Raw genomic sequence first — 26,114 nt, forward strand, 5'->3', positions numbered from 1 at the left:
GCCCACCGGAAGCGAACATCATGGCCGATACGCCCACCCCCACCGTCGAAGCGACCCGGGTCGATCCCCGCCTGCTCGAACTTCTGGTCTGCCCGCTGACCAAGGAGTCGCTGGAATATGACGCCGCCCGCGAGGAGCTGATCAGCCGCTCCGCCAAGCTGGCCTACCCGATCCGCGACGGCATCCCGATCATGCTGCCGGAAGAGGCGCGTTCCCTGACGGAGTAAGGACGCTCGGTTTCCCCCTCTCCCCGCATGCGGGGAGAGGGGGAGCGTTCGGCGGCCCTGGTTTGATTCAACAATAGAGAAAGGGCGCCCGGCTTTCGCCGGACGCCCTTCTTCGTTGGTACGATCGGGACGGTTACCGTCCCTGCTGGATCGCCGAGAGCAGCCACGGGCCGCCGGGCTCGCGCACGAAGGTCCAGAACTCCTTGGCCTCCTGCGGGCCATTCTCGACATGGCGGTTGGAAGCCCGCTCGAACACCTCGTCGCGCAGCGAGAAGCGCATGGCGACGGTTGCGAACTCCACCGGGCCCTCACGCCACGCCTCGGACAGGTCGCCCTGGAGAAGCTTCACGTCCGAGATCCGGTTGACCACGCCGCGGGCGGCGTTGGCGCGCAGATCTTCCTCGAAGTAGTTCACCATCTCCGGGGTCGCGAGACGGCGCAGGGCGGCCACGTCCTCACGGCCATAGGCACCCTGGATTTCCTGAAGGGAGCGCTCGAAGGCCTGGAAGTCGTCCGGCTGGACCTGGACCGGTTGGACGGGCTGCGGACGGCCGCCGCCCATCGGATTCACACCGGGATTCATGCCCCCCTGCGGCGGCAGGCCGGAGCGGGCATGGGGCGCGTTGCCGGCCATGGCGGGCTGGCCCTCCTGACGGCGACGGAAGAAGCGCACCGCCATCATCACGAGGAAGGCGATCAGGCCGATCTGGAAGATCAGGCCGATGAACGAGCCGATGCCGCCGAGACCGCCGGAGAAGCCGGCACCCAGCAGGGCGCCGAGAAGGCCGGCGCCGAGCATGCCACCGAGAAAGCCGCCGCCGAAGCGCCGACCCTGGCTCGAGGCCGTCATGCCGGGATTGTTGAAGCCGGGGCTCGGGCTCGTCTGCGAGCGCTGGATCGGTCCCATTGCGCCCGGCGAGGTCGCGGTGGAGGGCGGTGCGCTGAAGGTCTTCGAGCCACGCGAGCCCATGCCGCCACCGCCGCCCGGCCGCGCATCGACGGCGGGCGCCGCGAGGGCGAGCGAAGCCGCAAGCGCAAGGAGGGTCACGACGCGCCGACGGCGCGCGGGGGAGGATGCCATGGGTCAAAACCTCGTGGTGAGCGTGAAGGGGAACAATTGCCCCTTTAAGATGGTGGCGTCCGAGCGGGATTTTTAGTCCCGATCCAGGGGTGAGTTTCGAACGGTTAAGAGTGTCTCACGATCCGCCACGCTCTGGCACGTGTCCGTTTTTCCAAAGCGAGCGTCGAGGCGTCCCGAGACGGGCGCCTGCGGGGTCGGGCGTCACCGGGCTGCCGGGAAAACCAGCCGTACGGTCGCGCCCTCGCCGGGCCGGCTCTCGATGGAGATCGTGCCGTTCTGGCGCTTCATCAGGCCGTGCACGATGGCGAGCCCCGCACCGCGGCCGGATTCGCGGGTGGTGGCGAAGGGAGCGAGCGCCCGCGACAGCATCTCCGGGGACAGGCCGTGCCCGGTATCCGCGACCGTGAGACCGACGGCCCCGGCCTCCGGGCGCTGGAGCGAGCGGTCGCCCGGCTCGATGGCGAACAGCGCGACGCGGATGCGGCCGTGACCGGACATCGCCTCGCAGGCATTGGCGAGGATGTGGCCAAGGGCGAGTTCGAGCTGAACCGGATTGCACAGGGCCGGCGGCAGGTCGTCCGGGATCGAAAGGTCGAGCTGGATCCCGGCCGGCAGGGTGGGGCGCAGCCGGTCGAGACCGAACCGCACCGCTGCGGCGAGATCGACCGGGCGCAGGTCGGGCGCGATCCGCCGGGAATGGGCGAGGAGCTGGCGGGTGAGCACGGCGGCCCGCTCCGACGCCTCGGTGGAGCGGATGATGGCCCGCTGGACGAAGGGCTCGGGCCGGTCGCCGAGGCGCCGCTTGAGCCCGTCGATGTAGCCGATCAGGATTTGCAGGAAGTTGTTGAACTCGTGCGCGACGCTGTTGGTGAGGAGGCCGAGCGCCTCGCGCTGCCGCGACAGGGCGAGGGCGTCCTCGGCATCCCGCCGCCGTGTCACGTCCGCGATCTGGCCGAGAAAGCGGGGGGAGCCCTCGCCGGGGAGAACCGTGAGGTGGATCTCGCCCCAGAACGAGGCGCCGCCGTTGCGGCCGAACAGCAGCTCGGCGCTCTGTGCCTCGCCGCGGGCCAGGGCCTCGCGCAAGGGCGCCCAGCCCGCGTGATTGCCGTGGTGGCAGGTAAGCACCTCGATCCCGTGGCCGACCAAAGCGGCCTCGTCGAAGCCGGTCAGCGCCAGCAAGGCGGGGTTGACGCCCGCGATCGTCGGCCCGGCCTCCGATCCCGCCAGGATGAGCGCGGGCAGGGGGAGCAAGGCGAGGAAGCCCGTCTCGGCTCCCCCTTCCGGGGGGGGAGAGGCCGCGGCGCCGGACAACATCATGCGGCGGCGCCGACATGAGAGAGGGCGTTGGCAGGAGGCGACGAGGCCCGGCGGGCGATGGGACGTCTCATGGATGGTCCGGAGCGCGGCAGGGGCATGGCCGTCAACGCTCGAAAGTCGATCCGGATCAGCGGTTGGCGGTGGTGACGGGCGAGGTGCCGTTGTCGAGGCCGACCCAGGCCCGGCCGTCCTGTCCCTCGCGCTTGATGAAGCTGTAGCCGGTGCGCTGCCACGGCAGCACCGCGTTGGTCTTGTTGTCGAGGATCAGGTCGCCCCGGTCGGTGCGCACCATCAGCACCGCGTGGCCCTCGCCGATCTCGTCGATCACCACCGTCATGCGCAGCGCCCGACGCGGCAGGCGCCGCTCCACCAGCATCCGGCGCTTGAGGAGCTGGATGTCCTCGCAATCGCCGAAGCCGTCATCGGGAAAGTCCCAGCGGTCGACGACACCCCAATGGGCCATGTCGGTGATCGGCTTGATGCGGGCGTTGACCCGGCGGTTCACGGTCGTGAGCGTGTTCCACAAAGCGGGCGTCAGGGCGACGAGCGCCGGCTCGGCGGTATCGACCACACATTCGGACGGGTACCGGGCGCAGAAATCGTTCCAGGCGGCCACGGGCCGGGCCGGCGCGCCGGCATCGGCGGCGGTGCCCGCTTCGGGCAGGCTGGCGACGGTGCGGGCTTGGCTCGGCTGGACCGGCGCTGCGGCGCCGCCGAGCAGCAGCGTGGCGCCGACGAGGGACAGATGGGCCGCCCGGCGGAGGCGCCGCCTCACGTTCCCGCGGGGGAACGCCGATCCGTCGCCGACGCTCCGAAGCACCGCGTACCGCATGGCCGACCGTCCTGCCGCCCCTGTTTCCCAGCAAAGCTTGCACGGGCCGGCGCCCGGCTCAATACGAAAGTGACGGAAGGATGAAGGCGGATTGCCGCTTATCCGTGCCACCGTGAAACAACCCCGATCAGGCTGGCAATCCGGTCACACCCGCCCGCCCGATCGGCTTCAGCCGTGCGGGAGCGAGCCGCCGAGCCGGAAGCCGATCAGCGGTTCGCCGTCGTGACGGGCGAGCTGGCCCCGCCGAGCGAAACCCATGCCAGGGCGTCCTGCCCCTCGCGCTTGATGAAGACGTAGCCGGTCTCGTGCCAGGGCATCACGGCGTTGGTCTTGTTGTCGAGGATGTAGTCGCCGCGATCGGTGACGAGGGTGAGCACGGCATGGCCCTCGCCCTTCTCGTCGATCACCACCGTCATCCGCATCGCCCGGCGCGGCAGGCCGGCCGCGGCGAGCATCCGGCGCTTGAGGAGCTGGAAGTCCTCGCAATCGCCCGCACCGTCCTCGGCGAGATCCCAGCGGTCGGGGCGGCCCCAATGATCCTGATCGGTAATGGGGTCGATCGTCCGGTTCACGCGGCGATTGACCGAGACGATGCTCGACCAGATGGCGGGGGTGAGGGTGATCCGGGCGGGCTCGTCCCGGTCGAAGGCGCATTCCGCCGGATAGGACTGGCAGAACTCGGTCCAGGCCAGGATCGGCTTGGCCGTGGCGCCGGGGGTGAGGCCGACGGTCGCCGCGGGCAGGGCAGCCATCTGCGAGGCCGTCTGTGCCTCGGCGGCGCCGATGAAGCCGACGCAGAGGGCCAGCAGCGTCAGCATCCCCATCCGGAGACCCGACTTGAAATGACCCGTCCCGGTGGTGCGCATCGTGGCGTTTCCTTCGAACGAGGCCAGGATGTCGCCGCATCTCCTCCGCCGCGCTGAAGCCGATCCGCGCAATTTTATCGATTCGCCCCGGCAACGATCCGCTCCTGCGGGAGGGCGAATTGCGGCTCACGGATCCGCGGCAAATGCCGGGGATCGCGTTAGGGTTCGGGAAACCCTGACTGCCGCCGCCCGACGGGACCGCGAGCGCACCGGCCACCGCGCTCCGCGCTGGCGCGACGAGGGGTGGGTCATGCGGCAGGCTTCGCCGCTCTGCTGCGGACGAGGCGGACCTTGGGATGATCCGGAAGAGGGGGCCGGCTTGGGAGAGCAGGATCAGCCGCACGCCTCGTTCCGGGTCCGGTCATCCCGCCGGACGACCGGGCACCGTCCCTTCGGGCCGGCGATCCTTCGTGTCTCTCACAACACTCCCGCCGCGCAGTCATCGCCAGAGCGAGAACGGCCAGGGACCGGGAGTTTTATGAGGCACTCTTAAACCTCGGACCCGGCGTGGCGGAACGCTCCGTTCAGGAGCCGGCCTGCGGGATCGGGTTGTCGGTCGGGCAAGGGCTCCGATGCGGCGCCCCGTCACGTCAGAGCGTGATGCCCTCGTGGAAGCGGTCGGGCGAGATCGGCAGCATGAACTGGGCGCCGATGCCGCCCTCGAAGTAGCGCACCACCCGCCCGGGCGTGGAGCCGACCAGGATGTGCGTGCCGATCGGCGGCGACGAGGCGGTCGCGAGCGCTACGCCCGACATCGAGATGTCGATGATCCGGGCGGCGATGAACCGGCCGCTCTCCAGGCGGAGGGTCACGCCGGGCTGGTTCGGCACAAGGCGCTCGTTGGTCCGGCCCTCCGGCAGGCCGAGGCTCTCGCGGTTGGCGAGCCACATGAGCTGGGACGCGATCTTGTCGCGCTTGCGCGGCGTCGCGTTGATCCGCATGGCAAAACCCCGCGGAGGGTGGCGGACGATCACCCCTTCGAGCCGGCCGATCTGTTCGAGATACAGCACCACGCGCTCGTTGAGCGCGCCGATCACGGCGCAGGTCAGACGGACGCCGCCGGGGGACATGTCCACCGTCTGGCACGGGTATTCGCGACGGTCCGCCAGCATGTAGCGACCGAGCAGAGTCGCGCGCACCCGCTGGTGCCGGCGCTGCTCGGCGGCGTAGTCGGACAGGGTGGGGGCCATCCCGGATCGGGAAAGCTCGGTCATGTCAGCTCGGCGGTCTCGGTGTTCCAGCCGAATCACTAGCCACGTTGCGGTTACAAAAGGCTTGCAGGCACGCCGAACTTGAATCGCGAGCGGGTCACGAAAGCGGGATGTGGCAACGAAGACGGTCCGCACCGAGCGTGACGGATCCCGTTTCCTTCGTTGACGCAGACCGATCCACCGTGCGGGGCGACGCCCCGGCCGGCGCGGGGTCAGGCGTTGCCGCGCCCGCCCTCGTGGACCAGCAGATGGCCGAATCGGACGGGACGGGCATCGTTGGCGGGCTCGGGCAGGGCGTCCACGAAGGTTCGCATCGCCGCAGGCTCCGGCGCGACGGTCTCCAGCACCCGCAGGGAAACCGCCTCGAGCCGCAGGATCGGGCGGCTGCCGAGCCAGGTCGGGATGCAATGCGGGCTGAGGGAGCCGAGGATACGGGCCTGGGTCTTGCCTCGGTGGCGCAGGGGCAGGAGCAGGAGTTCGAGATCGAGGGTCTCATCCCGCGCGGTGAAGCCGGTGAGCCCCGCCACCACGCCCACCGTATCGCCGGTGACGGTTTCGACGAAGTGCCACGGATCGGAGAAGGCCGGCTGCCGCTCGCCCCACAGATCGACGAAGGAGCTGCCGCGCAATTCGCGCCCGAACAGGGCGCACAGGCGCGTGCCGGCGAGGCGCACCGCGCTCGACCGCCGCGCCGGATCGGTTTCCAGAATGAAACTGTCGGCGAGCAGGTTGCGGATTTCGCCGGGCTCGATCTCACCGCGCTCGGGCGCGGACCGCTCTCCGCGCAGCCGGTCCCAGTAGAGGTGAAGCTGACGGCTGGTCGGATGCTTCATGGTGTTCCGCATCGGTACGGCCCGGTTCGAAACGGGCTCGGTTTTCGGTCGGCACGGGACGAAACGCGTCACCATGCGCCGTTCATGGTCCTCGTCCGCACACCCTATGCCGTCGCGTCCCGGCATGCTTGCGCAACCCATCCTTAACCTTAACGAGCAATTTACGAATTCGACGGCAATTGACCGACCCTGTGCCCGATTGGACCTTGCGGCGGCGCACCTCCCCCCGACATGGTGCGGCATGGATGCTTCTCCCGACCTGCCGCACCAGGGCCGCGTTCCCGTCTTCAACCTGCCGGGAGTCGTCACGGTCTCGATCGCGGTTCTGGCCGCGATCCACATCGTTCGCACCGTCCTGCCGGATGAACTCGACCTGTCGGTGCTCCTCAACCTCGCCTTCATCCCCGCCCGCTGGACCGCCGCGTTCGATCCGGCCTCCGCGGCCGAGATCGTCCGGGCGGCGGGGGAGGGGGCGGGTCGGCCCGATATCGCCACGGCGCGCCAGGAATTCGCCCGCTACCTCGTCGCCGAGCCGTCAGCGACGCCCTGGACCGGCGCGACCTACGCCCTGCTGCACGGCTCGTGGGTGCATCTCATCTTCAACGCGGTCTGGCTCGCCGTCTTCGGCACCCCGGTCGCGCGTCGCTACGGGGTCCTGCGCTACGGCCTGCTGGCGCTCGCCGGCGTCGTGGTCGGTGCGCTCGTCCATCTCTTCGTCGATCCCTACAGCCTGATGCCGCTGGTCGGCGCCTCGGCCGGCATCTCGGCCCTCATGGCGGCGGCGGCCCGCTTCGTGTTCCAGCCGCCGCCGCCCTTCGTGGCCGGGGCGCCGTGGCAGTTGCCGCCGCAGCCGACGCTGCAGACGATTCCGGAATTGCTGCGCAACCGGCCGGCGGTGCTGTTCCTCGGGGTCTGGTTCGTCACCAACCTGCTGTTCGGCGTCCTGGCCCTACCGCTCGGGGGCAGCGAAGGGCCGATCGCCTGGGACGCGCATCTCGGCGGCTTTGCCGCAGGGTTCTTCCTCCTGCCACTGATGGAGCGAGGCGCTCGCCGCGTGCGGCATTAGACGCTTGAGACGCTTGTCGCGAACGCCCAAGACATCGTCGCCGTCAGAGAGGGAATCGAAGATAAAGCGAAGTCACGCCAAAGACTTGTAAGGTCAGCCAAGAAGCGTTGTGGCTTTGGCGCCACGGCGGGGGTTTTTGGACTTGAGGCGGCAATAAAACCGCCAGCTCGACCGTCGATAAAGTGAACGGAAGCGGATTAAAACGAAACTATCAAATGATCGCTTCGTTCCTGATGGAGAGTGGACCCCGGTGAAACATCGAGCAGCCGTCATTGCCCGCCTCGGGCTTGCCCTATCCGCCACAGCGTGGGGCCTCGGCGGCACAGCCGCCCATGCCGCCTCGGCCGCGCAGCCCGGCCAGACCATCGGCGTGCCGTTCGGTGCGCCGTTCCCGAAGGGCTTCTACGCCGTGAACCTTTCGAGCTTCGGCGTGCGCGAGACCGCGCCGCTCGACTCCGAGAGCAACGTCAACCTTCCGACTCTGCTGTGGGCGACGCCCTTCTCCGTTCTCGGTGGGCAGGTGCAGTTCATCTTCGTCGCGCCCATCGCCGCCTCCAGCGTGCGCGGCAACCCCTACAACAGCGGCTGGGGGCAGCCCCTGCTGGCGGGCCAGCTCGCCTGGGATCTCGGCGGTGGCGTCGGCGTCAGCTACCTTCTCGGCGGCTACCTCCCCTGGGACACCCGCTTCCTGACCCAGTCGCCCTCGCTGAGCCACCGCTTCGCGCTCACCTACGCCGCCAACGACTGGGCCATCACCGGTAACCTGCTCTACGGCCACATCCTGGAGCCGCGCTCGCCCAACGGCGTGCTCTATCCCGACTACCTCAACCTCGACGTCACCCTGACCAAGAAGTTCGGCAAGTGGCAGGTCGGCCCCGTGGCCTTCGGCTCGGTCGATCTCACGACCAACGTCGTCGGCTACCGGCAGCAGGGTCAGATCGCGGTCGGCGGCCTCGTCGGCTACAATTTCGGCTTCATGAACGTGCAGGGCTACGTCACCCGCGACGTGGCCGAGCGCAATTACGGCGGCAAGGAAACCCGCGGCTGGCTGCGCGTCATCGTCCCGTTCCTTCAGAACAAGGGTGAGGCCGAGCCGAACCGGACCCTGATCACCCGGCGTCAGGCCGAGGGGCGCTGAGAGACGCTTCACGCGCTGTTACGGCACGACCCGAAGCCGACCCCGATGGCGCTCCGCCATCGGGGTCGGCTTTTTCGTTGCGCGCGGACCCCGGCCGACGCGTCGGTGTCGTGCGATGCCTTGCGGATCCCACCGGCGCATCGGGGCCGGATCGAAACCGCTCCGCCGTCGAACCCCGACCGGCGGAACTGAATTTTTCTTCCGAATTTGTTCTTTCATGAACAATAGCGCCTCGTCCGGCGCTTGCCAGCACGACCAAGGCGCCACACACTCGCCCAGGTCAGAACCGGGGCCAACCCGGTCGTATCCGCTCCCGCACCGCGGGCTGACGGTGTGGGCACCCTTGGGAGGAGACTTCATGACCGTTGCGCGTATCCTGGCAGAGAAAGGCAGCTCAGTGGTCACGGTGCCGCCGCATCGCACCATCGACGAGGCGATCCATCTGCTGGCCGAAAAGAAGATCGGTGCCCTCGTGGTCGGCAATGCCGATGGCCGCGTGATCGGCATTCTGTCCGAGCGCGACGTGATGCGGGCGCTGGCCAGCGAAGGGGCCTCGGCCCTCGACCGCCCGGTCTCGCATCACATGACCACGAAGGTCGTGACCTGCACCCGGCGCGCCAGCATCGAAGACGTGATGGAGACGATGACGGAAGGCCGCTTCCGCCACTTGCCGGTCGTGGAGGACGGGCGTCTCGTCGGCGTCGTCTCGATCGGTGACGTGGTGAAGCGGCGCATCGCCACCGTCGAAGCCGAGCATCAGGCGATGCGCGACTACATCACGATGGCCTGATTTCGGGCCCGAACCGGGCCCGTATCGCCCGCGGCGGCTTCAACCGCGCGCCGCCGCACTCGCGATCATGCGCCGGATCTCGGGCAGGGCCGCCCGCACCGCCTGCCGGCCGAGGGCGATTCCATCGGCTGCCCGGTGGAACTCGAACTGCCCGAACTCGGCGAGAAGCGGCCGGATCGCCACGTCCGGCGGTTCGCTCGCCAGCCGTGCCCGTGAGATCCGATCCTGCGTGATGTTGAACGCGTCGAGTATGACACGGGCGACGCCGGGGCTCGGCCGGCCGACGGATGGCGGTGGTTCCGGTCTGCGGCGGCGGCCCATGAGGCGGCGGCTCGCGCCGCTGAGCAAGGCCCAACGGCCCCGGCGGCGCACGGTGGCCTCCAGCGTCTGCTCGATTGCCCGCTCGACCGGCTCCTCGGGAGCGTCGAACATGGGATCGTCCCGCTCGGGGCGGATCACCGTCGCGGGCGCGCGCATCTCGCAGGCGAGGTTCACGCAGATGACGAGGTCGGCGCCGAGTTCGCGGGCCAGGCGGACGGGCACCGGATTCACCAGCGTCCCGTCCATCAGCAGGCGCCCTTCGAGCGCGACGGGCGGGAAGATGCCGGGGATGGCGTAGGACGCCCGCACCGCCTCGACCAAGGGCCCACGGGACAGCCACACCTCGTGGCCGGTGCCGAGTTCGGTCGCCACGCTGGCGAAGGCGAGGCGCAGATCCTCGATGCGGAAACCGTCGAGTTCGCGTGCGAGACGGCGGCGCAGGCGCTCGCCCGCGATCAGGCCGGATCCGGTGATGCGCGGATCGAGCAGGCCGACCACCCGGCGCCGGGTGAGCGAGAGCGCGAACGCCTTGAGGGCACCGATGCGGCCCGCAGCGTAGGCCCCGCCGACGACGGCGCCGATGGAGCAGCCCGCGACCACTTCCGGGAAGATCCCGGCTTCCTCCAACCCCTCGATCACGCCGATATGCGACCAGCCGCGGGCCGAGCCGCCGCCGAGCGCGAGACCGATGCGGGGAGAGCGGAAACGCGGCACCACCGGTTCCACGGCCCCGTCCGGAAAATGGGGCACGGCGGAACGGGATGCCTCGAACATCATCGATCCGGGTCGGCCGGCGCGAGGGTGACGGCGCCGGTCGTAGGGTTGCGCTCGACCGCGCGGTAGAAGCAGGAGCGGCGGCCGGTATGGCAGCAGCCACCGTCGCCGCCGACGTCCACCCGGATCAGGATCGCGTCCTGATCGCAATCGACCCGCATCTCCACGACCCGTTGGATCTGCCCCGAGGTCGCGCCCTTGTGCCAGAGTTCACCGCGGGAGCGCGACCAGTACCACGCCTCGCCGGTCTCCAGGGTGCGGGCGAGGGCCTCGGCGTTCATGTGCGCGAGCATCAGCACGCGCCCGTCATGGGCATCGACGGCGATGCAAGCCACGAGTCCGTCGGGGCCGAAGCGCGGCGTCAGCCTTGCGCCCTCCTCGACCTCGGCGCGGGTGCCGGGGGAAGCGAATCGTTCGGTCATGGCCGCAGGCCCAGGTGCCTGAGTGTCTCCCCCGAAACGCCCGCTCGCCGTTCTGCCTGGAGGGAAGAGCGGCGGTGGCCGGGGGTTTCGTGAGGCACTCCTAGCCCTTCTGGTTCCGAACGAAGGTCAGGAAGCGGACCTGCTCGGACGGATCGTTCTTGTAGACGCCGCGGAACTGCGTGGTGATGGTGGAGACGCCGGCCTTCTGCACGCCGCGCATCGCCATGCAGAGATGCTCGGCCTCGATCATCACGGCGCAGCCGCGGGGCTGAAGGATGCTCTCGATCGTGTCGGCGATCTGAGCCGTCATGGTTTCCTGCGTCTGCAGGCGTCGGGCGAAGGCATCGACCACGCGCGCCAGCTTGGAGAGGCCGACCACGCCCTTGGTGGGGTAATAGGCGATGTGGGCCAGCCCCATGAACGGCACCATGTGGTGCTCGCAATGGGAGTAGAATGGGATGTCGCGCACCAGAACGGCGTCGGAATAGCCCTCGACCTCCTCGAACACCCGCTCCAGCAGCGCGTCCGCGTCGGCGCGATAGCCGCCGAAGAGCTGCTCGTAGGCCTTCACCACGCGGGCGGGGGTCTCGATCAGCCCCTCGCGGGTCGGGTCGTCGCCGGCCCAGCGCAGGAGCGTGCGCACGGCGGCTTCCGCCTCCTGCCGGCTCGGACGGCCGAGCGCCACCTCGTTCGGCACCCGCTGGGCCGATTCGGGCAGGGGCGCGATGTCGGGCGTGAAGTCGGGACGGCCCGGATCGTTGGCGCCGCGCATTTCTTGCAGGCCGACGGCACTCATGCGTCGTTCGTCGTCGCTCATGCCGTAGGACAGGGATTTGAGAGCGGCATCCATGGCATCTCCGGCCTTCGCCACACGCGCCTTCAGGGTGGTGCTGTCGGGCTTGGCGTACATCGTCGATCCGTCCGGGCGTCTTAAACGTTCAAGTGCCGACGCCCTCGAACGATCCGAATCCTGGGCCAGGGCGTGACCGGGGTCGACGGTACCATTCTCGCGGAATGGCGGTGTCGCGCCTATATCGTCGCAATCGCGCCGTCGCGCAATGCATGGCATGCGTATCTGGCGCAACGAATTCTGCGACCTCACTCGAACAGGCGCTGCGAAAGGCGTGTCAGCGATGATCGACGACATCTACAACCGCCGCATCCTGGAACTGGCCGCCGACATTCCCCGCCTCGGCCGGCTGGCGGCACCGGATGCCACCGCCACGGCCCATTCCAAGTTGTGCGGTTCGACCGTCACCGTCGATCTCAGTCTGGAAGCGGACGGCATCACGGTCGCCGACTTCGCCCACGACGTGAAGGCCTGTGCGCTCGGGCAGGCCTCCTCCTCGCTGATGGCCCGCCACGTCGTCGGCGCGACGGCCGAGGAATTGCGCGCGGTTCGCGCCCGGATGCGGGCGATGCTGAAGGAGAACGGCCCCGCGCCGGAGGGCGAATGGGCGGATCTCGCCGTGCTGGAGCCGGTGCGCGACTTTCGGGCCCGTCACGCCTCCACGCTCCTGACCTTCGACGCCGTTGTGGACGCCCTCGATCAGATCGCCGCCCGCAGGGATGCCGGCAAGAGTTCCGGCAAGGGGGCCGGGGCGCCCGAGGCGGCCTGAGCCTCGCCCCGGACGGTGGCTGCTTCGTTTTTCGGACAAAGGATGATGCGACAACAGGAGCCCGGTCGCCGCGTGATTCGCCGGGCGGCGCACGGAGCGATCCGCGCCTACCAGCTCACGCTGTCCGGGCTGATCGGGCGCCAATGCCGGCATTGGCCGTCCTGCTCGGCCTATACCGACGAGGCGATCCAGCGGCACGGCCTCTGGGCCGGCGGATGGATCGGCTTTGCCCGCCTTTGCCGCTGCGGCCCGTTCGGTACGCACGGCATCGACCTCGTTCCCGAACACTTGCCGGAGCGGGCCGTATGGCACCGGCCCTGGTCCTATGGCCGCTGGCGCGGTGTCGAGGCGCCGCCACCCTTGGTGTGTGAGGCGGTGGAAGAGCGTTGCGCGGCCAGCGGGGCTGCGGGCCCGTCGGCCGGGTGACGGCGCACATGAAAAAGCCCCGACCTTTCGGCCGGGGCTTTTTCTCGTTTCGGATCCTGCGCCGTTGCTTAGCGGCGGTCGCCGAGCAGCGAGAGCAGGAACTGGAACATGTTGATGAAGTCCAGGTACAGCGTCAGAGCGCCGTTGATGGACATCTTGGCCGCACCCTCGGCGTCGAAGCCGCTGTAGAGGTACATCTCCTTGAGCTTCTGCGTGTCGAAGGCGGTCAGGCCGGCGAAGATGAGGACGCCGAGCACCGAGATCGCGAACTGAAGCGCGGAAGAAGCCAGGAAGAGGTTCACCAGCGAGGCGATGATGATGCCGATCAGGCCCATGATCAGGAACGAGCCCATGCCCGACAGGCTGCGCTTCGTGGTGTAGCCGTAGAGGCTCAGACCCGCGAAGGTCGCCGCCGTGATGAAGAACACCCGCACCACGCTGGCGCCCGTGAACACGAGCAGCAGGGTGGACATCGAGGCGCCCATCACCGCCGCGAACGCCCAGAACATCGTGCGTGCCGAGGAGGCCGACATGCGGTCCATACGGAACGAGAACACGAAGATGAAGGCGAGCGGCGCCAGCATCAGCACCCACTTGAAGGGGCTGGTGTAGAGGAACTGCCCGAACGGGGTCAGGGCGACACGGCCGGCGCCGGTCTGCGCGACGGCGGCCATGTTGAGGGCCAGTGCCACGAGACCGGAGATCCCGAGGCCGACGACCATGTTGTTGTAGACGCCCAGCATGAAGCTGCGCAGGCCCTGGTCGACTTCGACCTGAGAGCCAGCGTACCCCTGCGGCTGGGCGCCGGCACGGAACGGGCTGTTGTCGAATGCCATGAAAGTTTCCCTTGAAACCTCTCGGCGCGGAGTTGTGACGGGGTCCACGCGCGACCCCTGGCGCATCGGGCGCGCCTTACGCTCGAATATGTTCGCTTGAAGAACCATAAACAAGTGGGCCTTCAGCGCACGGCCGCGTTTTCAACCCGGCTGGATAACGAAGTTTTTTGTAGTTCGAACGGGATGAAAGTCTTCGCTCAATCGTTGGGGTGCGTTTTCAGAACTGCCGCAGATAGGGGGCCGGCTTCTGTCCCAAGATGCGCCACGTGCCGGTCAGGCCTACGGCTACCGCGAAGACGACCGCGAAGGCGGCGACCGCGAGGGCGCCCATCGGGTCGGGTGCGAAATCGAGGCGCATCACCCGGGACACGATCACCCAGCCCGCGGCCGAGCCGGCCAGGATGCCGAACAGCGCGGTGATGAGCCCGAGGGCGCCATATTCCAGGGCGTAGGCCGAGAGCAGGCGCATCCGCGTGGCGCCGAGCACCTTCAGCACCACCGCGTCGTAGAGCCGGGCGCGGTGACCGGCGGCGAGCGCGCCGGCCAGAACCAGCAGGCTCGCGAGCACCGCGACGACGCTGGCACCGCGGATCGCCAGGACCAGCTTGTGCACGAGGTCGTTGACCGCATCAAGCGCGTCCTTCACCCGCACGCTCGTCACCGAGGGGAAGGCTTTCGCGGCATCGCGAACCACCTCCGCCTCCAGCTTCGGGTCGGGCCCGTTGGGCAGCGTCAGGGTCGCGAGGTCGGCATGCGGCGCGCCGCGGAAGGTGCCGGGGGAGAACACCATCACGAAGTTGATGCCGAGCGAGCGCCACTCGATCTTGCGCAGGTTGGCGACCCGCGCGGTGACGGGGCGGCCGAGCACATTGACGGTCACGGTGCTGCCGACCTTCAGCCCGAGCGCGCGTGCCAGTTCGAGATCGAAGGAGACCAGCGGCGTGCGGCCCTCGTCCGCGCTCCACCACGCGCCCTCGACGATCGACGAGCCGTCGGGCGGGGTCTCGGCGTAGGTGATGCCCCGGTCGCCGTCGAGCACCCAGGCGGCGTCCTCCGGCGGCTTGATCTGCCCGGCCGGTACGCCGTTCAGCGCCGTGATCCGTCCGCGCATCATCGGCACCCGTTCGATCTTGGCGTCGGGCGCGCGGGCGCCGAGGAAGGCCGAGAAGGCCTCCGCGTCGCGCGAGGGCACGTCGAGGAAGAACAGGCTCGGGGCACGGCCCGGCAGCGAGCTTTCGAGCGCGCGGGTGATGTTGCTGTCGATGGCGCTGAGCGTCACCAGCAGCGTCGTGCCAAGGCCGAGCGAGAGCACCACCGCCGGGGTCAGTGCGCCGGGGCGGTGGAGGTTGGCCAAAGCCATCCGTGGCACCATCCCCTTCGGCCGCGGCAGGCGCGCGGCCAGCGCCATCAGCCCCGCGGCGACGAGACGCAGGCCGCCGAAGGCGAGGCCGGCCGCCGCCATGAAGATCAGCGCGACCTTGCGGTCGAAGGCGGTGACGAGGGCAAGGCCCGCGAGCGCGAGCAGGGCGGCGGCGAGCACCGCGAGATAGCGCCAGCGCGGGCGGCGCGCGGCCGGATCGACAGCATCGCGGAACAGCCCGGCGACGGAGACGTCGTGGGCGCGGCCCAGCGGCAGGATCGCGAAGGCGAGCGCCGTCAGCAACCCGTAGGCGGCGGCGAGCGCGAGGCGGGCCGGGGCGATCTCGGGGTTGAGCGGCAGCGGAAGCTGGTCGCGGAGCGCAAGGTCGAGGAGGAACGGCAGGGCCGCACCGATGGCGAGACCCAGCACGGTGCTGACCGCGGCGATCAGCATCACCTGGATCAGGTAGAGCGCGACGACCTGCGAGCCCGGCGCGCCGACGCTCTTGAGGGTAGCGATGGACGCCTGCTTGCCATCGACGAAGGCGCGCGCGGCGTTCGCCACGCCGACCCCGCCGACGATGAGCGCGGTGAGCCCGACGAGCGTCAGGAACTGCGTGAAGCGCTCGATGCCCTTGGCGAAGCGCGGGTCGGCGTTGTCGCGCGAACGCATCTCGAACCCGGCCTCGGGCAGCGCCGTCTGCACCGCCGTGTTGACCGCCGTCAGGCGCGCGTCGTCGGCACCGGGCATCTGGAGCCGGTAGGTGAAGCGGTTGAGGCTGCCGGGCTGGATCAGGCCGGTGGCGCGCAGCGCTGCGAGTGAGACGAGCAGGCGCGGCCCGAAGCCGATGCCCGAGCCGATCCGGTCGGGCTCCGAGACGAGGGCGGCGCGGATCTCGATGGGAAAGCCGCCGAGCGTCACCCGGTCGCCGGGTTTGAGCCCGAGCCGGGTCAGCAGGGCCGGATCGGCCGCCGCGCCGTAGATGCCGTCCCGTTCCGCGATGAGATCCTGCACCGGCACCTGCGGGTCCGTCTCGACCGTGCCGACCGCCGGATAGCTCGGATCGACCGCCTTCAGCTCGACCAGGGCCGCGCCGCCATCGCCCGCCACCGCCATGGCGCGCAGGCTCACCACCTCCGAGACCGGCGCCTGCCCCTCCAGCACGGCGCGCTCGGCCGGCGTCGCCTCGCGGTTGATCAGGCTGTAGGTGATGTCGCCGCCGAGAATCCGCCGGCCCTCGCGCCCGAGCCCGCCCGAGAGCGAGGCGGCAATCGAGGTGACGCCGCTGATCGCCGCGACGCCGAGCGCGATACAGGCGATGAACACCCGGAAGCCGGCGAGCCCGCCGCGCAACTCGCGCAAGGCCAGCCGGAGGGTCAACGGCAGGCGGGAGGCGGGGGCCGGCTTCGAAGAATCCGGCTGGGACAACGTGCCGTGCATGCGGGCTCGAGCGTTTCGCCACCGGTCGGGCCGGCGGGGCCAATCTGGGCATTGACGCGGCGCACGCAACTGCTCGCACCGCCGCATCGATCCTTGCGGATCAGAACGGCTTCACGACGCGGTCACGGGACAATCGATCGTCACCCCTGTCCCGACCCCCTCCTCGCTCGCGATGGCGATCTGCCCGCGCAGCGTCGAGACGACGAGATTGTAGACGATGTGCAGGCCGAGCCCGGTGCTGCCCTTGTCGCGTCCGGTGGTGAAGAACGGGTCGAAGATCCGCTGCAGGTTCTCCCGCGGGATGCCGCGTCCGTCGTCCCGCACCGTCATCCGGATCTGCGTCTCGCCGAGCCGGCTCACGTCGATGCGGAGCGTGCCGGAGCGGCCCTCGGGAAAGGCGTGCACGACGGCGTTCAGCGCGAGGTTGCTGACGATCTGCGCCAGCGCGCCCGGATAGGAATCGAGGAGGATCCCGTCGGGACAGGTGAGCCTGACCTCGTGGCCCTTGCGCCGCAGGATCGGATCGAGCGTGCTCATCAACTCGGCGAGCCAGGGGCGCATCTCGAAGCGGCGCCGGTCCTCCGTCGCCTGATCGACCGCGACCTGCTTGAAGTTGTGAACCAGATCGGCGGCGCGCGTCAGGTTGGCGAAGACCAAACCCGCGCCCTCGCTCAGCCGATCGACGCTCTGCGTCAGATCGGACCGGCGGATCTGCCCCGAGGCGACGGACCGGCGCAGCTGGGCGAGGTCGTGGTCGAACGCGGTCGCGGTCGTCAGCGCGAGGCCGATGGGCGTGTTGATCTCGTGCGCCACGCCCGCCACGAGCTGGCCGAGCGCGGCGAGCTTCTCGGCCTGAACCAGTTGCGCCTGGGCGGTGCGCAGTTCGGCCAGTGCCGCCTCCGAGCGCTCCTTCTCGACCTGCAACTCCCCCGTGGTCCGGAACTGGCGCCGTGCGCGAAACTCCCGCGCCCCGACCCCGTAGAGCGAGAGCGCGTAGGCCGCGCCGATCTCGGCATTGTTCACGAGGGCCAGGCCGGGATTGTCGTGCGTCGCGATGGTCTCGAACAGGGCAAAGCAGGTCCAGGTCAGGACGGCGAACACCGCGAACGAGGGAACCCGCAGCGGCAGCAGCGTCGAGACGAACAGGATCACCACGATCAGGCCCGCCGCGCCGTGGTCGAAGCTCGGCCGCAGGAAGACATAGATCACGCTGAGCATGCAGCCGGGCACGACGCAGTAGACGAGGTAGATCCGTTCCGCGAAAGGCCGGGCGTCCGGCCGGCTGAGCAGGAGGGTCGCCGGCAGCAGGACCAGCACGGCGACGGCGAGCCGCAGCGCGGTGGCCACGGCCCAGGCGTCGGGACTGAGAATCCAGTCCATGGCCGAGAACGAGCAATAGACGAAAGCGCCCAGCACCATCGCGGCCTGCGTGCGGCCGAGATCGTCGAGCGTGAAGCTCCTTACGAACGACCGCTCCTCGTGGGGATCGTCGAAGCGAAGGCCGAGCTGAATCAGCAGCTTGTGCATCGCCTCAGAGCTACACGCCGGCACGGGTCCGGGCGACGTGAAACGCGATCCGTCCCGCGGCTTTCCCCAAACCTTCGACGCGTCGCCGCCGCCCGGCACCCTTCCAAGCACCGGCGCCAGCCGCTACACCGTCAGCCCTTCGATCCGCCGAGCATCGGAAAGCCAGCCGTGTCGTCCCTGCGCCTGGGCGTGAACATCGATCACGTCGCCACCGTCCGCAACGCCCGCGGCGGGTTCGCACCCGATCCGGTGCGCGCCGCCCACGAGGCCGTGGCGGCGGGCGCCGACGGCATCACCGCGCATCTGCGCGAGGACCGCCGCCATATCCGCGACGCCGACATCGCGGCTTTGCGGAAGCTGCCGGTGCCGCTCAACCTCGAGATGGCGGCGACCGACGAGATGGTCGGCATCGCGCTCGCCACGCGGCCGCATGCCGCCTGCCTCGTGCCGGAGAAGCGCGAGGAGCGCACCACCGAGGGCGGCCTCGATATCATCGCCGGCCGCGCGCATCTGGCCCCGCGCATCGCCACCCTGTCGGAAGCCGGCATCCGCGTCTCGCTGTTCGTCGAACCCGACGAGGCGGTGATGGAGGCTGCCCACGCCCTCCACGCGCCCGTGGTCGAGCTGCATACCGGCTCCTATTGCGAGGCGGTGATCGAGGGCGATCGAGGAAGGATCGCGCACGAACTCGGCCGCATCGTGCGGGCCAGCGCGCATGGCGCCGGCCTCGGCCTCGAGATCCATGCCGGCCACGGCCTCACCGTGGAGAGCGTCGGCCCCGTGGCGGGGCTGCCGCAGATCCGCGAGTTGAACATCGGCCACGCCCTGATCGCCGAGGCGATCTTCGTCGGCCTGCGGCAGGCGGTCCACGACATGCGCGCGGCGATGGACCGGGCGCGGCGGCAGGCCGAACCGTGATCCTCGGCATCGGCACCGATCTCTGCGACATCCGCCGGATCGAGTCCTCGCTCGAACGCTTCGGCGAGCGCTTCACCCACCGCGTCTTCACCGACGGCGAACGGACGAAGTGCGACCGGCGCGCCGCGCGTGGGCCCTCCTACGCCCGGCGCTTCGCCGCCAAGGAGGCCTGCGCCAAGGCGCTCGGCACCGGTATGAGCCAGGGCGTGTTCTGGCGCGACATGGAGGTCGTCAACCTGCCCAGCGGCCAACCGACGCTCAACCTGACCGGGGGTGCGCGGGAACACCTCGCTCGCATGGTGCCGGCGGGGCACGAGGCGCGCCTTCACCTGACCCTCACGGACGAACCGCCCCTGGCACAAGCCTTCGTCATCATCGAGGCGGTGCCGGTCGGAGCGGCATCATAGGTTTGTATTCATTCGTGCGCCGCGTTGCGGGGCGGCGCGCCTTAGTCTAGACCCGCCGCCCAGCAGGACAGTCACCGCCACGTGGAACGTGGCTGCGGATCCTACGGCGGGGCCGGAGGCTGTTTCACTCATGAGCATGGGACGCGCGCGCTTGGATCGCGAGGGCAAGACGGAGATCCGGACGGCCGAGCCCGGAACCTGGGCGAGCATCCGGGAAACCGTGAAGGTTGGCGTCCAGGCGCTGCTGATCGCGCTGGTGGTGCGGACGCTGCTGTTCCAGCCGTTCAACATTCCATCGGGGTCGCTGATTCCGACGCTGCTGATCGGCGACTACCTGTTCGTCTCGAAATACACCTACGGCTACTCGAAATACTCCCTGCCGCTCTCCGAGTACCTGCCGTTCCAGGCGCATGGCCGGGTCTGGGCCGCCGAGCCGAAGCGCGGTGACATCGCCGTGTTCAAGCTGCCGAAGGACAACGCGACCGACTACATCAAGCGCGTGATCGGCCTGCCCGGCGACAAGATCCAGGTCATCGAGGGCGTGCTCAACATCAACGGCAAGCCGGTCAAGCGCGAGCGCATCGCCGATTACGAGACCCTGGACGCCTTCGACCAGACGGTGAAGGTCGCGCAGTACAACGAGACGCTGCCCGGCGGCGTGACCCACCGGGTGATCGAGCGCGACGGCGACCGCGGCTTCTGGGACAACACCGAGGTCTACACGGTGCCGCCCGGTCACTTCTTCATGATGGGCGACAACCGCGACAACTCCACCGATTCACGCGACCTCGCCAGCGTCGGCTACGTGCCGTTCGAGAACTTCGTCGGCCGCGCCGAGATGATCTTCTTCTCCATCGACGAGCGCACCCCCGCCTGGCAGATCTGGCGCTGGCCGTCGGACGTGCGCTGGAGCCGCATCTTCTCGACGATTCACTGATCTTCTTACGAACGTGACAGCGACGGAACGATCCGCCGTTCTGCCTCGGGGCGGGCGGCGATGAGCGAGGACGGCGAAGGCGCCGCTCGCTCCAGCCGCGCCCGGCGTGCGCATCGCCCAAGGCCGAGCCTCGCGGTGCTGGAGGCGCGCATCGGCCATGTCTTCGCCGACCCCACGCTGCTGCCGCTGGCACTCACCCATGTGAGCAAGGCCGGCCAATCCGGCCGGGTCGGCAGCTACCAGCGCCTGGAATTCCTCGGCGACCGGGTGCTCGGGCTCGCGGTTGCCGAGACGCTGTACAAGGCGCTGCCCGGTGCGGAGGAGGGCGAGTTGTCGCGCCGTCTCGCCGGCCTCGTGCGGCGCGAGACCTGCGCCGTGGTGGCCGAGGCCTGGGAGGTTGGACCGCATCTCAATCTCGGTCCCGGCGAGATCCAGACCGGCGGGCGGCGCAACCAGACCATTCTGGCCGATGTCTGCGAGGCGATCCTCGGCGCGATCTTCCTCGATGCCGGCTACGAGGCGACGCGGGCGATCGTGCAGCGCGCCTTCCGCCCCGGCGAGGAAACCGCGGCGCCGCGCGGGCGCGACGCGAAATCGGCCTTGCAGGAATGGGCGATGGCGCGCAGCCTCGCGATCCCGGTCTACGAGGTGGTGGAGCGCTCGGGGCCCGACCACGCCCCGGTCTTCCGGATCGCGGCGCGGGTCGAGGGCATCGAGCCCGGTTACGGTGAGGGCGCCTCGAAACGCGTCGCCGAGCAGGAGGCGGCCCGCGCCGTGCTTGCCCGCGAGGGCATCGGCGGGACGCAAGGGAAGGATGGATCGAGTGGTTGAGCTGCGGATGGTCGAATCGGATGTCTGAGCACGAGCCGGAACACGAGGCTGACGAAGACGGCGCCCCGCAGGAAAAGCGGCAGGACGCGCAGGACCAGCCGCGCGAAGAAACGCGTGCGGGCTTCGTCGCGCTGATCGGCGTGCCGAATGCGGGCAAGTCGACCCTGCTCAACGCCCTCGTCGGCGCCAAGGTCTCGATCGTTTCGCGAAAGGTCCAGACGACGCGGGCGCTGGTGCGCGGCATCGTCATGGAGGGCAATGCGCAGATCGTGCTGGTGGACACGCCCGGCATCTTCGCCCCGAAGCGCCGTCTCGACCGGGCGATGGTGCATTCCGCTTGGAGCGGCGCGGCGGATGCCGACGCGATCTGTCTGCTGATCGATGCCCGGAAAGGCGCGGACGAGGAGGTCGAGACCATCCTGCGCCGCCTGCCCGAGGTGAAGCGCCCGAAGATCCTGATCCTCAACAAGATCGACCTGATCGCCCGCGAGCGCCTGCTCGAACTGGTGGCCAAGCTCAACGCGATGGTGCCGTTCGAGGACACCTTCCTGATCTCGGCGCTGAAAGGCGACGGCGTCGCCGACCTGCGCAAGGCGCTGGCCGCACGGATGCCGCCGAGCCCGTGGCTCTACCCGGAGGATCAGATCTCCGACGCGCCGCTGCGCATGCTGGCCGCCGAGATCACCCGGGAAAAGATCTACGACCGCCTGCACGAGGAACTGCCCTACCGCTCCACTGTCGAGACCGACCAGTGGCAGGTGCGGCCCGACGGTTCGGTGCGGATCGAGCAGACGATCTTCGTCGAGCGCGAGAGCCAGCGCTCGATCGTGCTGGGCAAGAACGGCCAGACCATCAAGGCGATCGGGCAGGCGGCCCGCATCGAGATCACCGAGGTGGCCGAGGCGAAGGTGCACCTGTTCCTGCACGTGAAGGTCCGCGAGAACTGGGCCGACGATCCCGCGCGCTATCGCGAGATGGGCCTCGAATTCCCGACGGGCTGACCGATCTTACAGCCGACGGATTTCCACCCACCACCGCATCCCGAGGCGCCCGCGACGGCGGGCCCAAAAGGATCCTTCAGCCCGTTGCGCGATCCCTGAAGCATCCTTCGAGGCTTCGCCTGCGCGTCGCATCTCAGGATGAGGCGGAGTGTGGACCACGCATCCGGCGATCGCGCCGCTCTCAGGCCCAACCCCCATGCCCCCGACCGACTCCGATATCCGGGCCATCCACTACGGCCTCCCTCCGGCCGATCTGGCGGAGGTGCCCGAGGGCGCCGCCCAGGTTTCGCCGCTGATACCCGGCTCGGCGCGGCTGGAGGACGTCGCCGAAGCGAGCCTCGATGCGGCCCTGCTGCTGGCCCCGCCCGGCACGGCGGAGCGGCGTTACGCTCTGGCGCTCGCGATCCGGGCCGTGAAGCCCGGCGGGCGGCTGGTGGCGATGGCGCCCAAGGACAAGGGCGGCACGCGGCTCGCCAAGGAGCTGCGCGGCTTCGGCTGCGCCGTCACCGACGAGCCGCGCCGCCACCACCGCATCTGCACGGCGACGCGTCCCGAGATGCCCGCCGGCATCGAGACCGCTCTGGCGGGTGGCGCACCGCGCCACATCGACAACCTCGCGCTCTGCACGCAGCCCGGTATCTTCTCCTGGGACCGGCTCGATCCCGGCAGTGCCCTGTTGCTGCGGCACCTGCCCGCTCTCTCGGGACGCGGGGCCGATTTCGGCTGCGGCCTCGGCATCCTGGCCCGCGCGGTGCTGAAATCGCCGAAAGTCGCGTCGCTCGCCCTGATCGACATCGACCGCCGCGCCATCGAGATGGCCCGGCGCAATGTCGAAGACGCGCGGGCCACAGCTCACTGGGCCGACCTGCGTGGGTCGGAGCCGGCGCTGTCGAGCCTCGATTTCGTCGTCACCAACCCGCCCTTCCACGATGGCGGGGCTGAGGATCAGGCGCTCGGCCAAGCCTTCATCACCCGCGCGGCGGCGGTGCTGCGGCCGAGCGGAACGCTCTATCTCGTCGCCAACACCCACCTGCCCTACGAGGCGCCCCTGCGCGCCGCCTTCCGAACCGTCACGACGCTGGCGACGGAGGGGGGCTACAAGCTGTTCGAGGCGCGCAAATGAAGGCGCTCCGCCTCGACCGATTGCTGGCCAATCTCGGCTACGGCTCGCGCCGGGAGGTCGAGGGGTTGGCCCGCGCCGGTCTCGTCCGGCTCGACGGGCAGGCCCTGCGGGACGCTTCGCAGCGCATCCCGCTCGAGCCCGAACTCTCGGCCCGGATGACGGTGCAGGGTGAGGCGCTCGATCCGCTGCCGGGCGTCTGTCTGATGCTGCACAAGCCGCTCGGCGTCACCTGCTCGCACAAGGAGGTCGGGCCGCTGGTCTACAGCCTGCTGCCCGAGCGCTGGCGGCGGCGCGATCCGGCGCTCTCCACGGTCGGGCGCCTCGACAAGGAGACCTCGGGCCTTCTGCTGATGACCGATGACGGCGCACTCCTACACCGGATCATCTCGCCGAAGGCCAAGGTCTCCAAGCGCTACCGGGTGACGCTGGCCCGCCCGCTCCAAGGCGACGAGACCGCGATCCTCGCCTCGGGCGAGATGATGCTGGAGGGCGAGGACAAGCCGCTCCTGCCGGTGGAGATGGAGACCGACGACCCGACGCATTGCACGGTGACCCTGCACGAGGGCCGCTACCATCAGGTCCGGCGGATGTTCGCCGCGCTCGGCAACCATGTCGATGCGCTCCACCGCGACCGCGTCGGCGGCCTCGCGCTCCCCGCCGACCTGCCGGCGGGGGAGTTCCGGATCCTGGGGCCGGGCGAGATCGCGACGACGTTCGAAGGGTAGAGCGCTTTCCGACGAACCGGACGCCGGTTCGCGAAAGAATGCGTGTCGACACAAAGACCTGGAGACGCCGGCCTGATGCAATCAGGTCGGATACGGCGCCAGCGGTCTAGCCGGCCAAGGCCCTGCGCCGCGCGAGGCGCCGGTCGAGGAGCACCAGCGCCCATCCGACAGCGAGGAAGGCCGCCGCGATCGCCCCGGCATAGGCCGCGACCGGGCCCCAGCCGATCTTGCCCACATCGAGAAACGGGTAGGGATAGCGCGCATCGTAGGCGCCGCGCACGAGCGTGTAGCCGAGGTAGATCAGCGGGTAGCTCGCAAACAGCACGAGGTCGCGCCCTGCGAGACGCCCCTTCGGCACGAAGGCGAGCCAGAACAGCGGCACCAGCACCGGCAGCGCTTGGTGGAGCAGGATGTCGCCGACGAGGTCGCCGCCGCGCAGCGTCCTGACGCGGTAGAGCAGCAGCCGCTGAACAAGGCCGACGAGCAGGGTCGCGAGCACCGTGGTGGCGACGAGCCGGGGCTGGGCCAGGGCCGGCACCCGCAGGGCGATCCCGCCGAACACCGCGAGGACGAGGAGTCCGGTGAGGTTCGTGAAATAGGCGGCCATGATCCAGGCGGCGAGCGGCACCGAGCCGGTTCGGCCGAACACGGCGGAGAAGCCGAATCCGACGCCGACGGCGGCGCAGAGCGCGATCAGGGCCGCGGCGAGGCGGGCGGTGCGGGAATTCATCGTTCGCGGCGTCGGCATCCGAGACGGGCTTCGTTCTGGCCGCGCTTCGCGACCCGGCGATGACGCGCGCTGATTCCGGTCGCGGCGCTGGGGTGATGAAGCGCCGAGACAAGGGAATTGGGATTCCGGGTCAAGTCGCGAGCGTTGAAATCCGGTTCCGGCAAAGGTGAGGGTCCGGGCGGCACGGCGCAGATCGGGTAATCGGGCCGTCGCTAGCCTTCCCCGCGTCGCGGATCGCGGCAAGCTGCCCGAGGTGCCATCCGGTCTGCCGGGGATCAGCCCGCGACCAATCATCCGGGAGCAGGCTCATGCGCTACTATGCCGGTCTCGATGTCTCGCTGGCCGAGATCTCCGTGTGCGTCGTCGATGAGGACGGCAAGATCGTCCGCGAAGCCAAGGTGGCGAGCGAGCCGGAGGCGCTGGCGACGTGGCTCGGCGGCCTCGGCCTGCCGCTGGCCCGCATCGGCCTGGAGACCGGCGCGCTGGCGGGGTGGCTGTGCGAGGAGATGAGCGAACTCGGCGTGCCCCACGTCGTATGCATGGACGCCCGCCATGCCCGTGCAGCGATGGTGGCAATGACCCACAAGACCGACCGCAACGACGCGCGCGGCCTCGCCCAGATGCTGCGCACCGGCTGGTTCCGGCAGGTGCATGTGAAGGCGCGCCGGACGATGGAACTGCGCACCCTGCTGACCAGCCGCAAGACGCTGGTGCTGAAGATCGGCGACGTGGAGAACCAGATCAGAGGCTCGCTGCACCTGTTCGGGATCAAGCTCGGCACGGCCAAGCGCCGCACGTTCTCGCAGCGCGTGCGCGAACTGACGGCCGACCTGCCGCGCGCGGCGGCCATCCTCGACGTGCTGTTGCAGGCGCGCGCGGCGATGCTGCTCTCGCTCGACCGCCTCAACCGCATGGTGCTGGAGATCGCCCGCGAGCACGCGGTCTGCCGCCGCCTGATGACGGTGCCGGGGGTGGGCGCGGTGGTCGGGCTGACCTTCATCGCCGCCATCGAGGACCCGGCCCGCTTCGCCAAGCCGCGCTCGGTCGGGGCGATCCTCGGCATGGTGCCGCGCAAGCATCAATCCGGGGAGGTGGACCGCAACGGGCGGATCACGAAGACCGGCGATGGCGAGGCACGGGCAGCGCTGTTCGAGGCGGCGCACGTCATGCTGCACCGGGTCAAGAAGTGGTCCGGGCTGAAGGCGTGGGCCACGAAGGTGGCGCAGCGCCAGGGCAGCAAACGCGCGACGGTGGCGCTGGCGCGCAAGATGGCGGTGGTGATGCACCGGATGTGGGTGGATGGCACGACCTTCCGCTTCGGTGCGGTGGAGGCTCCGGTCGCCCCGGCCGCGTAGG

General features: G+C 69.6%; 27 protein-coding genes. 14 read left to right on the forward strand and 13 right to left on the reverse strand.

The annotated features are described in order from the left end of the window. Positions 1-20: 20 nt before the first annotated feature. Positions 21-227: a Trm112 family protein gene (locus Y590_RS10410; protein ID WP_060769771.1), complete on the forward strand. Its 207-nt coding sequence runs from the start codon at positions 21-23 to the stop codon at positions 225-227. Positions 228-360: 133 nt separating this feature from the next. Here Y590_RS10410 and Y590_RS10415 read toward each other — a convergent pair whose 3' ends face one another. The 6 genes from Y590_RS10415 to Y590_RS10440 all read right to left on the reverse strand — a co-directional run bounded on the left by Y590_RS10415 (position 361) and on the right by Y590_RS10440 (position 6,367). Beyond that, positions 361-1,308 (reverse strand): Tim44 domain-containing protein, encoded by a 948-nt coding sequence (locus Y590_RS10415; protein WP_060769772.1) that lies wholly within the window; start codon positions 1,306-1,308, stop codon positions 361-363. A gap of 201 nt (positions 1,309-1,509) precedes the next feature. Then, the gene (locus Y590_RS10420; protein WP_060769773.1) at positions 1,510-2,625 is read right to left on the reverse strand and encodes a two-component system sensor histidine kinase NtrB; all 1,116 of its coding nucleotides are present in this window, start codon (positions 2,623-2,625) and stop codon (positions 1,510-1,512) included. A gap of 127 nt (positions 2,626-2,752) precedes the next feature. Continuing rightward, positions 2,753-3,457 (reverse strand): transglutaminase-like cysteine peptidase, encoded by a 705-nt coding sequence (locus Y590_RS10425; protein WP_060769774.1) that lies wholly within the window; start codon positions 3,455-3,457, stop codon positions 2,753-2,755. A 206-nt stretch (positions 3,458-3,663) separates the two neighbouring features. Then, on the reverse strand, positions 3,664-4,323 hold the full coding sequence (locus Y590_RS10430) for a transglutaminase-like cysteine peptidase (protein WP_060769775.1): 660 nt from the start codon (positions 4,321-4,323) through the stop codon (positions 3,664-3,666). 590 nt (positions 4,324-4,913) lie between these two features. Next, positions 4,914-5,537, reverse strand: a complete 624-nt coding sequence (locus Y590_RS10435; RefSeq protein ID WP_056192118.1) for a PilZ domain-containing protein — start codon at positions 5,535-5,537, stop codon at positions 4,914-4,916. 209 nt (positions 5,538-5,746) lie between these two features. Next, entirely contained in the window at positions 5,747-6,367 is a 621-nt protein-coding gene (locus tag Y590_RS10440; RefSeq protein ID WP_060772244.1) for a PAS domain-containing protein, read from the reverse strand. A gap of 241 nt (positions 6,368-6,608) precedes the next feature. Here Y590_RS10440 and Y590_RS10445 point away from each other — a divergent pair, with 241 nt between their 5' ends. The 3 genes from Y590_RS10445 (at position 6,609) to Y590_RS10455 (ending at position 9,361) form a co-directional block, all read left to right on the forward strand. Beyond that, the gene (locus tag Y590_RS10445; protein WP_060769776.1) at positions 6,609-7,433 is read left to right on the forward strand and encodes a rhomboid family intramembrane serine protease; all 825 of its coding nucleotides are present in this window, start codon (positions 6,609-6,611) and stop codon (positions 7,431-7,433) included. Between the two features lie 250 nt (positions 7,434-7,683). After that, positions 7,684-8,571 carry a transporter gene (locus Y590_RS10450; protein WP_060769777.1) on the forward strand — a complete coding sequence of 296 codons (888 nt, stop codon included), beginning with the start codon at positions 7,684-7,686 and terminating at the stop codon, positions 8,569-8,571. A 358-nt stretch (positions 8,572-8,929) separates the two neighbouring features. Then, the gene (locus tag Y590_RS10455) at positions 8,930-9,361 is read left to right on the forward strand and encodes a CBS domain-containing protein (RefSeq protein ID WP_060769778.1); all 432 of its coding nucleotides are present in this window, start codon (positions 8,930-8,932) and stop codon (positions 9,359-9,361) included. A 39-nt stretch (positions 9,362-9,400) separates the two neighbouring features. Here Y590_RS10455 and Y590_RS10460 read toward each other — a convergent pair whose 3' ends face one another. The 3 genes from Y590_RS10460 to folE form a co-directional block, all read right to left on the reverse strand. Then, positions 9,401-10,459, reverse strand: a complete 1,059-nt coding sequence (locus tag Y590_RS10460) for a patatin-like phospholipase family protein (RefSeq protein ID WP_060769779.1) — start codon at positions 10,457-10,459, stop codon at positions 9,401-9,403. Next, a complete protein-coding gene (hisI, locus tag Y590_RS10465; protein WP_060769780.1) occupies positions 10,456-10,878 on the reverse strand; it encodes a phosphoribosyl-AMP cyclohydrolase in 423 nt (140 codons plus the stop codon). Before hisI ends, Y590_RS10460 begins: the two co-directional genes overlap by 4 nt. Positions 10,879-10,978: 100 nt before the next feature. Further along, positions 10,979-11,728 (reverse strand): GTP cyclohydrolase I FolE, encoded by a 750-nt coding sequence (gene folE / locus Y590_RS10470; RefSeq protein ID WP_502689514.1) that lies wholly within the window; start codon positions 11,726-11,728, stop codon positions 10,979-10,981. 283 nt (positions 11,729-12,011) lie between these two features. Here folE and Y590_RS10475 point away from each other — a divergent pair, with 283 nt between their 5' ends. Beyond that, on the forward strand, positions 12,012-12,497 hold the full coding sequence (locus Y590_RS10475) for an iron-sulfur cluster assembly scaffold protein (RefSeq protein WP_060769782.1): 486 nt from the start codon (positions 12,012-12,014) through the stop codon (positions 12,495-12,497). A 45-nt stretch (positions 12,498-12,542) separates the two neighbouring features. Then, positions 12,543-12,923 carry a membrane protein insertion efficiency factor YidD gene (gene yidD, locus Y590_RS10480; protein ID WP_060772245.1) on the forward strand — a complete coding sequence of 127 codons (381 nt, stop codon included), beginning with the start codon at positions 12,543-12,545 and terminating at the stop codon, positions 12,921-12,923. A 68-nt stretch (positions 12,924-12,991) separates the two neighbouring features. Here the strand turns inward: yidD and Y590_RS10485 are convergent, their stop codons facing one another. The 3 genes from Y590_RS10485 to Y590_RS10495 all read right to left on the reverse strand — a co-directional run bounded on the left by Y590_RS10485 (position 12,992) and on the right by Y590_RS10495 (position 18,086). Continuing rightward, positions 12,992-13,759: a Bax inhibitor-1/YccA family protein gene (locus Y590_RS10485; RefSeq protein ID WP_060769783.1), complete on the reverse strand. Its 768-nt coding sequence runs from the start codon at positions 13,757-13,759 to the stop codon at positions 12,992-12,994. Between the two features lie 217 nt (positions 13,760-13,976). After that, positions 13,977-16,559: an ABC transporter permease gene (locus Y590_RS10490; RefSeq protein WP_060769784.1), complete on the reverse strand. Its 2,583-nt coding sequence runs from the start codon at positions 16,557-16,559 to the stop codon at positions 13,977-13,979. 111 nt (positions 16,560-16,670) lie between these two features. After that, a complete protein-coding gene (locus tag Y590_RS10495) occupies positions 16,671-18,086 on the reverse strand; it encodes a sensor histidine kinase (protein ID WP_060769785.1) in 1,416 nt (471 codons plus the stop codon). Positions 18,087-18,254: 168 nt separating this feature from the next. Between Y590_RS10495 and Y590_RS10500 the strand changes: the two genes are divergently transcribed. The 7 genes from Y590_RS10500 to Y590_RS10530 all read left to right on the forward strand — a co-directional run bounded on the left by Y590_RS10500 (position 18,255) and on the right by Y590_RS10530 (position 24,028). Next, a complete protein-coding gene (locus Y590_RS10500) occupies positions 18,255-19,004 on the forward strand; it encodes a pyridoxine 5'-phosphate synthase (protein ID WP_060769786.1) in 750 nt (249 codons plus the stop codon). Further along, the gene (acpS, locus tag Y590_RS10505) at positions 19,001-19,411 is read left to right on the forward strand and encodes a holo-ACP synthase (RefSeq protein WP_060769787.1); all 411 of its coding nucleotides are present in this window, start codon (positions 19,001-19,003) and stop codon (positions 19,409-19,411) included. Before Y590_RS10500 ends, acpS begins: the two co-directional genes overlap by 4 nt. A gap of 130 nt (positions 19,412-19,541) precedes the next feature. Next, positions 19,542-20,348: a signal peptidase I gene (gene lepB, locus Y590_RS10510; RefSeq protein ID WP_083530829.1), complete on the forward strand. Its 807-nt coding sequence runs from the start codon at positions 19,542-19,544 to the stop codon at positions 20,346-20,348. Between the two features lie 60 nt (positions 20,349-20,408). Further along, positions 20,409-21,179, forward strand: a complete 771-nt coding sequence (rnc, locus tag Y590_RS10515; RefSeq protein ID WP_060769788.1) for a ribonuclease III — start codon at positions 20,409-20,411, stop codon at positions 21,177-21,179. A gap of 20 nt (positions 21,180-21,199) precedes the next feature. Further along, complete coding sequence (era, locus tag Y590_RS10520; RefSeq protein ID WP_060769789.1) at positions 21,200-22,180, forward strand: GTPase Era; 981 nt, start codon at positions 21,200-21,202, stop codon at positions 22,178-22,180. Between the two features lie 196 nt (positions 22,181-22,376). Beyond that, positions 22,377-23,303: a class I SAM-dependent methyltransferase gene (locus Y590_RS10525; RefSeq protein WP_060769790.1), complete on the forward strand. Its 927-nt coding sequence runs from the start codon at positions 22,377-22,379 to the stop codon at positions 23,301-23,303. Continuing rightward, complete coding sequence (locus Y590_RS10530) at positions 23,300-24,028, forward strand: pseudouridine synthase (RefSeq protein WP_060769791.1); 729 nt, start codon at positions 23,300-23,302, stop codon at positions 24,026-24,028. The genes Y590_RS10525 and Y590_RS10530 overlap by 4 nt, the downstream gene beginning before the upstream one ends. A 106-nt stretch (positions 24,029-24,134) precedes the next feature. On the opposite strand, the gene Y590_RS10535 is transcribed toward Y590_RS10530, so the two are convergent. Further along, positions 24,135-24,758, reverse strand: a complete 624-nt coding sequence (locus Y590_RS10535) for a Pr6Pr family membrane protein (protein WP_060772247.1) — start codon at positions 24,756-24,758, stop codon at positions 24,135-24,137. A gap of 308 nt (positions 24,759-25,066) precedes the next feature. On the opposite strand from Y590_RS10535, the gene Y590_RS10540 reads away from it, so the two are divergent. Next, positions 25,067-26,113 carry an IS110 family RNA-guided transposase gene (locus Y590_RS10540; RefSeq protein ID WP_060769792.1) on the forward strand — a complete coding sequence of 349 codons (1,047 nt, stop codon included), beginning with the start codon at positions 25,067-25,069 and terminating at the stop codon, positions 26,111-26,113. Position 26,114: the final 1 nt, after the last annotated feature.

Source organism: Methylobacterium sp. AMS5 (genome assembly GCF_001542815.1).
Taxonomy (GTDB): Bacteria; Pseudomonadota; Alphaproteobacteria; order Rhizobiales; family Beijerinckiaceae; genus Methylobacterium.